Annotated in this window: 5 protein-coding genes and 2 pseudogenes; all 7 read right to left on the reverse strand. The window is 38.7% G+C overall.

Annotated features, from left to right (window positions below; genetic code table 11):
* Positions 1–778, reverse strand: a pseudogene (locus tag HMPREF9184_RS00175) (hypothetical protein); the annotation flags it as partial.
* Between the two features lie 68 nt (positions 779–846).
* Positions 847–3,235: pseudogene (gene secA2 / locus HMPREF9184_RS00180) on the reverse strand (accessory Sec system translocase SecA2).
* Positions 3,225–4,259, reverse strand: coding sequence for an accessory Sec system protein Asp3 (gene asp3, locus HMPREF9184_RS00185; RefSeq protein WP_001269548.1), 1,035 nt, complete (start codon positions 4,257–4,259; stop codon positions 3,225–3,227). Before asp3 ends, secA2 begins: the two are co-directional and overlap by 11 nt.
* Positions 4,256–5,839 (reverse strand): accessory Sec system protein Asp2, encoded by a 1,584-nt coding sequence (gene asp2 / locus HMPREF9184_RS00190; protein ID WP_000724329.1) that lies wholly within the window; start codon positions 5,837–5,839, stop codon positions 4,256–4,258. Before asp2 ends, asp3 begins: the two co-directional genes overlap by 4 nt.
* The gene (asp1, locus tag HMPREF9184_RS00195; RefSeq protein WP_000499197.1) at positions 5,826–7,424 is read right to left on the reverse strand and encodes an accessory Sec system protein Asp1; all 1,599 of its coding nucleotides are present in this window, start codon (positions 7,422–7,424) and stop codon (positions 5,826–5,828) included. The genes asp2 and asp1 overlap by 14 nt, the downstream gene beginning before the upstream one ends.
* 6 nt (positions 7,425–7,430) lie before the next feature.
* Positions 7,431–8,690: a preprotein translocase subunit SecY gene (locus HMPREF9184_RS00200; protein WP_000680148.1), complete on the reverse strand. Its 1,260-nt coding sequence runs from the start codon at positions 8,688–8,690 to the stop codon at positions 7,431–7,433.
* A gap of 678 nt (positions 8,691–9,368) precedes the next feature.
* On the reverse strand, positions 9,369–9,775 hold a 407-nt coding region (locus HMPREF9184_RS00205), incomplete at its 5' end, for a G5 domain-containing protein (protein WP_000320704.1).

Raw genomic sequence — 9,775 nt, forward strand, 5'->3', positions numbered from 1 at the left:
CTGATTCTGAAAGGCTTTGGGATTCTGAAACGGACTCCCATTCACTCTGGCTCAGGCTATAAAACTCGGACTCAGAAGCACTCTGACTCGCTTGCTCTGATTCGGAATAGCTCCACCACTCTGATTCTGAAATGCTTTGGGATTCTGAAACGGATTCCCACTCGCTCTGGCTCAGGCTATAGAACTCAGACTCGGAAACACTCTGACTCGCTTGCTCTGATTCATTCAAGGAAAGAGGCTCTGAGTATGCAATACTTTCACTCAAAGAGAATGCGTCCGTATCCTGACAAAGGGACTCCCCTGTCAAATGCTCAGAAATAGAGAGACTATCAACCAAGGAAAGGGACTCAAATTCAGATTCTGAAGAAGAGACCACTAATGAGTAGTTCTCAGACATGGACTCTCGAAGCGAGAGTCCTTTTGCTGATATACTCTGGCTAAACGACTCACTGTACGAATCTGCGACAGAAAGGCTGAGGGAAGCTAAAGCGCTAGTTGACAAACTCTGACTAACATTCCTTATCAAGTCGGCTACTCCCAAACTGTTCCTTTCCTGAAAGTCTTCTAAGGCTTCCATGACAGAAACTGACTCTGTTGGCAACTCGAGATCTTCACTAGCACTCAGAATAATTTCCTTTTGCTCTTTGAGTTTTCGACTAACGGGCTTTGATTTAGTTGCATCCAGGCTACGGTAATCACTATCTTCCCTACCCGTTTGCTTAAACTTTGATATCAAACGTTTAAATCCCTTTAGCTCTTTGTTATTATTTTTACTCATAATATGATTTTCTCCAAAAATACAGTTATATCATCATTATAAAGTCTACAACAGAATCTGTCAAAGTATTAGCCATAGAAAACTTCTAACTTCCCAGAAGGCTTAATATTAATGTAACTCAATGCCATATTTTTTATAATGTTACGGATTTATATCTGCATTCATTCTTTTGTATGATTTAAAAGCTTCTTTATGAAACTCAAAGACAGGATTTTTTTGGGCATATCCTTGACTAGACACCAAACCTTGAAATTGCTGTAAATAGTCAACCTGCTCAACCCAACAGTCATCTATCGCTCTTAAAACGACAGTTCGTTGAAATTGATTGAACAACTCTGAATCCTTGATTTTATCTTTTTTCTGCTGGTACTCTGAAACAAAGAGGTCAGATAAAAACTTTTTAACTTGCCGTAAATCCGTAACATCTAGATCATCTGGAATATCCTCACAGTAATAACTAATGTTATCCAAAACAAAGCGAAACAGATCCGCCCGCTCTTTAAACGGTGTCTTACTTGTATAAATGTCCACTGCATCCGATAGGGTAGACAAGAAATAGGTCAAATCAAAGTCTGGATGGGAGATGAGCTTATTACGCTTATTGTAGATAATCTGTCGCTGAATACGGATACTTTCATCATATCGTTCCGTTGAACGTCTGGAAGCCGCTGACGCGTTATCACTATTCTTCTGAGCTTCTTCAACCGCATATCTAATACGACGAGAGATCAAATGAATCTTTTGTTTTTCCTCTGGTTTTGCAATTTCTTTGTGATAGTACTCACTAATCCATTTGCTACCAGACTTGGAAATAAGATCATCCTCAAGAGAAATAAAGAATTTGCTCAATCCTGGAGCGCCTTGTCGTCCGGCACGACCGCGAAGCTGCAAATCCACTCGCTCACTGGACATTCTCTCTGTTCCAACAACAGCGAGTCCACCCAACTCAGCAACCCCATCTTCCAAGATAATGTCTGTTCCACGACCTGCCATTGATGTTGCTACTGTCACTGCAGAACGTCTACCAGCCAGTGCGATCATCTCAGCCTCTTTCGCTGCATTATGGGCATTCAACACATTATGGGCGATTCCCTCTTGGAGTAATAGCATAGAATAAATCTCAGACATTCCAACCGATCCTGTCGCAATTAAAACTGGCTGGCCTTTTTTATGTAATTTTTTGATATACTCCAACGAAGCATATAATTTTTGAGGAATCGTGAGATAGATTTCATCTGGATAATCAATTCGTAAATTGGGTTTTCGTGTAGGAACAACTACGACTCCCAAGTCGTAAACGTCTCTGAACTCCTCCTCACAAACTTTACCAGTACCCGTCATTCCTGCTAATTTTGGAAACATTCTAAATAAATTTTGATAGGTAATAGAGGCCATCGAACGCGTTTCCAATGTGATTTTCACACGTTCTCTGGCTTCTAGTGCTTGGTGCAATCCAGATTGGAGTTTATTTCCTTCCAAGAGACGTCCTGTCGCCTCATCCATCAGTTTCACTTCACCATTATCCACCGTGTACTGACGATCTTTTTCAAATAAGTGGTTAGCTCTCAAAGCTAGGTTAATTTGGCGAATGAGCTGGTAATTATCTGGATCATAGGCATTCTGAACGCGGAAATAAACCTCTGCTTCCTTCACTCCTTTTCTCGTCAACCATACAGACGTCCGAGTGGAGTCTAAATTAAAATCTTCCCCTTCTTTTAGAGTTTTCACAAACTCATCACACGAGAGAAAGAGGTTGGATTGAACCCGAGGAGAACCTGAAATGATTAGGGGCATCTGCGCACTATCTAGCAAGGCTGCATCTACTTCATCGACCAAACAAAAATAAAATTTTGGCAAAAACTTCTTTGATTGAGATGTCGCCAAGTTTTCTTCTAGGTAATCAAACCCTAACGCACTATGTGTTGTATAGACGATATCACTCTTATAGATTCGTTGTTTTTGAGGAATTTTAAGTTTTTTTGTCGGATCTTCCGAGACACCCACTCCAACTGTCATTCCTAAAAATCGAAAAACAGGTGCCATTTGTTTAGCATCACGCGCTGCCAAATATTCATTGGCCGTGACTAAGATCGTACTTTTTTCCGTCAAGGCATTTAGGTATAAAGGAAGGATAGCTGTCAAGGTTTTTCCTTCCCCTGTTCTCATTTCTGCAATCTGATTGTCTTGCATAACCAAGGCCCCTAAAACCTGAACATCATAAGGATATAATCCTAATACACGCTTGGCCGCCTCACGAATGGTTGCATACGCTTCTGGCAAAATGGACTGCAAGCTTTCTCCTCCAGAAAGGCGTTCTTTAAACCATTTTGTCTGAGCTTGCAGTTTCTCATTTGACATAGCTGCATAACTATCAGATAGTTTATTAACCTTCTCCAAAATCTTTTTGTAACGCATTAGTTTATAGGAGTTGGTCAAATTGAATCGTTTAGTTTTCATTCTTTCTCATCCACTCTTCAATCTTCTCCAAGTCAATCGCTTGAAGTAAAAATGACTTATCTAATAAATATTCAATGTTTGCTAGTTCACGTGGTCTAGTCTTCAAGTCTGCATATTCCTTAACTTTTGTCGGATTAAATTGCTGTAGCAATAATTCTTTAAAAATAGGCGGATTTACTCGATTACGGTAACGTTCCAGCAAGCGTTGATAGTCTAGTTCACTTAGAAACTCATCCGTCACAAGAGCATATGAATTTCCAAATTGTTTGGAGTAATGCAAGGCCGCAATATTAGAAATCGCTCCGTAACCAACAAAAGCCACTTTTTCAAAAAGATGCTCTTGCGCTAATTCTTCAATCGTTTCAAGCAAGACTTCGTAAAAACGTTCCTCCATGTATAGGAGTGCTTCTCTATAAGACGAATTAACAATCAATACATTTGAGAAATGTTCACGAACATGTTCTGGGATAAAACCTGTTCGATTGAGTTCGGGTTCAGTAAAGCAAACATACATCGTTTCTTTCTCGGAATCTTGATGAAGTAAATCAGATATCCAGTAGCGATCCACTGTATAATCCGCTATCTGCTCCTCAGCAACATAAATCCCTTCAAACAGGAAGCGATGACAGCCAGAGCTGACTAACTGCACCTTATAATATTGTGTACTATCTGGAACGCATACGCTCACTCTCTCTCCCTGTTTAATGATTTGATTCGAAATTTCTTCATCTCGAGCATCCATAAATTCAACTTTTAAGTATGTTGAATTTTCTGGGATGGTTTCTATATGGCTGCCAAAGATATAGTTTTGCCCACGTTTCAATTCAGGAAGCTGACTCGTATTGCGTAAAGCCTGATAGTTTGCCCGTGAGTGCCATTCATGAATAACTGTCCCCGAAGGCATGAACTGGTTTTCATACAAAACATGACCACCGTCTAACAGTTTGACAGATGAACCGTATAGATACTGAGATACGCTTTGGATATCCCAATAAGCAAAATAAACTTCTTCCTTGTATCTCACGATTTAAACTCCCTTTCAAAACTATTCATTAATAGCGTTTTATATTGATTAAAGAACCATTCAACAATACCTTGTGTATCATCGTTGTGTCGTCCAGTCAACCCTTTACTGATAACGCTGACGCGGTAATCTCGCTGTCCTAACTCATCCAGCATATCAGGATAGGCAGACATATCATAGTCATCTTGATACATAAAGGAGATAATGAATTTTGTTTTTGAGAAATCAGCTGACTCAAAAGCCGTCCAAAAACGTTCGTTAAGCTGAGCTGTAGCTTCACTTGATAGCTCCCCTATTGTACGATACACCAAATCCAGTGACGTTGGAAATCCTCCCGGACGAATAGTTGACTCATTTTCTGCCATATCTCCCAAGTTAACAAGAGGTTTTCCGACAATGACGGCATGAGGTTCCAACTTAGAACTATAGTAAAGGGCGCCAAAAGTCCCCATTGATAAACCTGACAAGGTCAGTTGTTCCTTCGTAAAACCAAGTTCATCTAAGCAGTTATGAACCACTTGGAGAAGTTTTTGTTCTAGCTCCTCCGATCCAAGATAGAAAGCGCCCCCCTCTGAACGCGGATCCCCTACCAGTAAGAATGGCGATCCCAAATTATTCATCATCCAGTATCCCTCAAATCCCTCTGCGGGACGGTACCCTGAAAAATAGATGTTCAACGGTGGTTTCAAATCTCCTGGATGGAAAAAATAAATCAGCTCTTCTCGATTTTTGTCGCTAATTCGTTTTCCTCCGACTAACAAGTCTCCATAACCTAGATGGGAGTCTCGATAGTGGCAGGGACCAAGTTTTACAATCCCTTGTCCCTTTGCTTGAATGCTGATACTCAAATAATAAGAATCATTTACATCTAACGTCAGAGACCGATCAAAACTCGTTTCATCATAAATCCATTCTTGCATGGGAGAATTTCCAGCAGGAAAACCTTTAACAACGTAGCGGATCGAACAACCTTCTGAAACTCTGAACTCAGGCCACAAATCTAAGGGCATCTCCCCACTCAGAAAAATATTATGCTGATAGGTCGCAATGGTCTGATAATCCTCGCCATATTGGCCACACAAACGAAGGTAGTTTGTCCCTTCATAACTGATTTGGCCCTCAAAAGATGGTGCAGCGACTAGATGATTAACACTTAGTTTCGTTCCATTTTGTTTAGAGAAAAAACCACGTGAAAATATATGTAGCATCTGCTCTGGATTTTCAAAATTTGTTTTCACGGCCTTTTTCCGCAAAAGAAATCGTTCCAATGTTTTCGTAGTAATTCGACAACGCTCATGATAGAACAGACGGTAAACCTGAATTTTCTGATCCAAGATAGTGACATACTCTAAATATTCAGCTGTATCTACTAACACGACATCAAACGGTTTATCTACTTTTTTCTTTTTCTTTTTTTTTCCGTTTTCCGCCTCAGCCTCTCTATTTAAGATCCCGATATCTTCTGGCAATAAAGAAACGATGTCTTCTGGTTTGACAAATGTCCATTTTATATTACTAGGAATTTCATATTGCTCCTGCCAATTTTCATCAGCAATTTGCAAAACACTAATTTTTTTCATTTCCTTTTAATTCCTTTATGGTATTTTTCCACATATCGACAATCTCACCCCTTGTGTACTGTTCAATCTTCTTGACTGAGTGAACTAGAGATTGATTCCAATGTTCTAAGTTTGTGAGGTAGTATAAGAGTGCCTCTTCAAAATCTGAAATATCCTCTAGAATCCAACCATTTTCTCCATGCTTCACATAAGAAGAACTATACAAGTTAACCTGAGGGATCCCCCCACTAATGCCAGCGATTTGAGTCAACACATCAGCTGGAGTCCCAAAATCTAGTATAATACGAACGTACTTCAGAACTTTAATCAAATCTGTGTCGCTATGAATAGTCTCAATATCAATCCGTTCGCGAACAATCTCCTCTTCATCATCAAGAACTCGGTTCTCACCTCTCGCTCTTTTCTCTTTATCAACAAAAATCAATTCTTGTTCATATTCTGGCTTAAGTGATAGATAGCTTTCTAACACTTGTTTTATATAGGCCTCTCGACCAAAATCCTGACTTTGTGTTCCAACCAGCAAGTCAATCCATTCATTTTTCAACATCATTTCAAACAAAGTCGTAAACACATATTGAATTTGATCTGCTGGTAGATTGTCGAAATTGACGTAAACAATTAACTCTTTTTTTCTTTGACTATGCCCTAGGTTTAGATGAGTATCATAAGGCGGAATCTCATAAAAGCCCGGCAACTGTTCTAGATCCACATTAGCTGCTATCGTTTCAATTTTATTTAAACTATCAACAACGAAAAACGGCGTGTCTGTCAAATCCGTTAACAGCTGCTCTTGGTTTGTGATTGGATAGCGATCTCCAAAAAAAGATAAAATAACATGATGATTTTCCTTAATCTTTTGGAAAAAGTGATTGTGCTGCACATCTGACGAAATCACAATCGTATCATCCTTCGTTAGCGCAGAAGTTAGATACTGATCTAATTTTTCATTGATCAATTCTTCAATATCTTGGTAAACTTCTTTTGCAAATGTAGCCTGTGCCTCAGGGTTGATAAGTACTTGATGATTTTCTGTGCCCAAAAATTCCCTAAACTGCCATGTACCTTGTAAATTTAAATAATCTTGGTAGTAAGGCTGATCATTTTCAAAATAGATGATACTTGAAACAAATCCACGATCATCAAAAATTAACTGATGATTTGTCTGCCCACCCTCAAAATAAGTAATATCAAAGAAATTACCTGTTTGTGAAAAGTTAATTTTAGCATAGTGCTCTTGATTTAAATATACCTCAATCATAAAAGGAGTATAGAAGAATTCTACTCCTTGAGGCCATTTAATATCTTCCAGACGAATTTTACGTACAGATACATCCGTCAGGCCTTGTATGGTATCAAATAGATTCCATACAGTTTCTGGCAATATTCTTTGCTGATAAAGAAAGGTTCGAATATGTGGTGAATAGTTCAAAATCAGAGTGGTATTTGCCTCTCCTGATTGCTGAAACATTCGCAGCAAATTCACCGCATCATCAAACATCATATTTTTAGACACGTAATAGAAAGGCAGAGTGGTAGAATACCATTTCCGATCTTGTCTATACCAAGATGGTACAAAGTAAAACATATCCCTCTATTCTCCTTTAAATTCTAATTCTTTGTGGTAGTAAGTCCCAATCCTCAAGATACGTATTTCTTCATGCAAAGGTAAGAGCATACTGACTAAAATGATCAATGTACCCGGTATAGTCAAAAGCAAATTTGGAAGAGGTAGGAAGAAATTAATGAAATAGGGTAGACCAATAAAAACAATCAGGTAGAGTGCTCCTACGTTAGACTGCAAGGAAATGTAATGTTTCAAAACTTTTAAAGTTGCTTTCCCAGGCTGAATATAATCTAGGTATTCCCCTTGACGTTGTAAACGTTTCGCTGTTTCTTCTGGTTCTAAGTTGATATAGGCAAATAAAATTGCAAGAAGATAGATAGCCAGCAGATAAAAGGCCAAACTTAGGGGTTTTGTAAAGTCAAACAAACTACCAAAATTTTTTGTAAAACCATGTCCAAACCAGTCTAATACCAACTGAAGCAATATAATAACACTCGAGGCATACATAATAGGCATTCCCCCAGAGGGAAGAAATTTGATAGGGAGGTAAGACTTGCCATAGTAACGACTACTTAACATGACTCGATTTAGAGGCAAACGAATTTCAGCTCTCTCGCAGACCACGGCAATATAGCCCAAAATCAAAAACGAGATCGCCGCACCTACTAGAAAGGCCAGTCCTTCTTTAGACAAAACAGATTGTCCTATCAATACCACTAATTGGTTAGCAAATTGTAGCAGAATTCCTGCAATAATAATAATTGTCTGCCCGCCTACTCCCTTGCTAACATTCAAACCAGCCAACCAGATAATAACAAAGCTTCCTGCTACAACAGTTGCTAGTACAGCCATATTATAAATCCAATCATCTACAAGAAGCAAAAAGCGTCCATTTTCCGAACGAGCTGTGTACATAATAGCTATCCCCTGTAACACTGAAAAAATCAAAGTGAGAATTTTTTGGACAAAATCCGCTTTTTTCAATGACCAGGACTGGATATTCCAACTTTTATTTAAATTGATAACCTGCCAGACAATCATGGTCGTAATCCAAGGGCCTAACCCTAAAGAAAACATGGAAATCTTAGAGACATCTACTCCTGCTAAGGAATACAAATAGGCCAAGGGATTTTGCTCAGTCATTTGTGAAAAACCTGTATTACCATTGTATCCTGGAAGTAAAATATGGCGACCAAGTAGATAGATCGCGATAATCAAAATTGTAAAAATTGCTCTTCGGAAAAAAATACTTGTTCGTTTTTGTTTCTTAAGACCGAAATGTTTCATCTGTCATCCTTTATTCTTTATATTTAGCAAACCTTGCAATTGTTCTCTAGTAATGTTCATGCACCATCATAACAGCAAAGTAACCCAAGAAAACAGGCTTATCCCACTGATAAACAAGATAGGATTAACTGGCTTACCATGATATTTCACCTACGAAATATAGGAGCACCTCATGAGTGTAAATCTACTTGGAGCTTCTCTTCTATCCTTGAATATTTTCATGTGAGAACACCTGTTCTTCCATTTCTTCTATTTGAACATTATCAAATGCATAAACGGATTTACTGAATCCTTAAAATTTTTATAAGTATATCAACTCTGTCACCATGATTGACATCTAAAAAATCAGTTCCATAACAAAATCCCTAAAGGGTGAGGAATTTTACGCTTTCTCACCTGATCATGATCCTTCGAAAGTTGAATGGATTTTATCCGATTTTTCTCATTAAAAAATCATTTATAAAAATTACCAGTGCCTACTATTGTAGCATATTTATCAATTATTTTCAAACACGACCTCTCTTTTTATAAGCGTGAAGGGCACTTTATGAATTTTGAACAAAATTCATTTAAAATGGGATTGACTATTCTAAACATTTGTTTACGATTACAACTCAGACGAAAAAGACCAGAGCGTCACTCTGGTCTTTTCCTATTCAGTTTAACTTGTAACTAAACTTAATCTTCTTTTTTGCGAGTAGTAGCTGCAAGGCCTGTACCTAAGCCCAAGAGAGCCAAGCCCGCTGCTAAAGCTGACATCTGAGACTCACTTCCTGTATTTGGAAGGTGATCTTTTTCAGTTTGTGTCGCTTTTTCTTCTTGAGATCGCCCTCCCGTTTGAGCCAGTTGGTGCGTATCTGGCTTGGCAGGAACTTGTGGATTCGGTTCTCCTTGAACTACAGCAGTTCCAACTTCCACGATACGATCTTGCGCAACTATCTTATCAAAAGTTTCTTTCGATGTACGCTTACCGTTTTCGACTTCTACTAGGTGGACACGAACGCCTTTTTGACCTTCTTGGATTACACGAGTTTGCCCTGCTGGAAGTTTATCAGTCTTACGTTCTTGAACTTGGAAATCAACTT

Origin of the sequence: Streptococcus sp. oral taxon 058 str. F0407 (genome assembly GCF_000235485.1) — a bacterium.
GTDB lineage: Bacteria > Bacillota > Bacilli > Lactobacillales > Streptococcaceae > Streptococcus.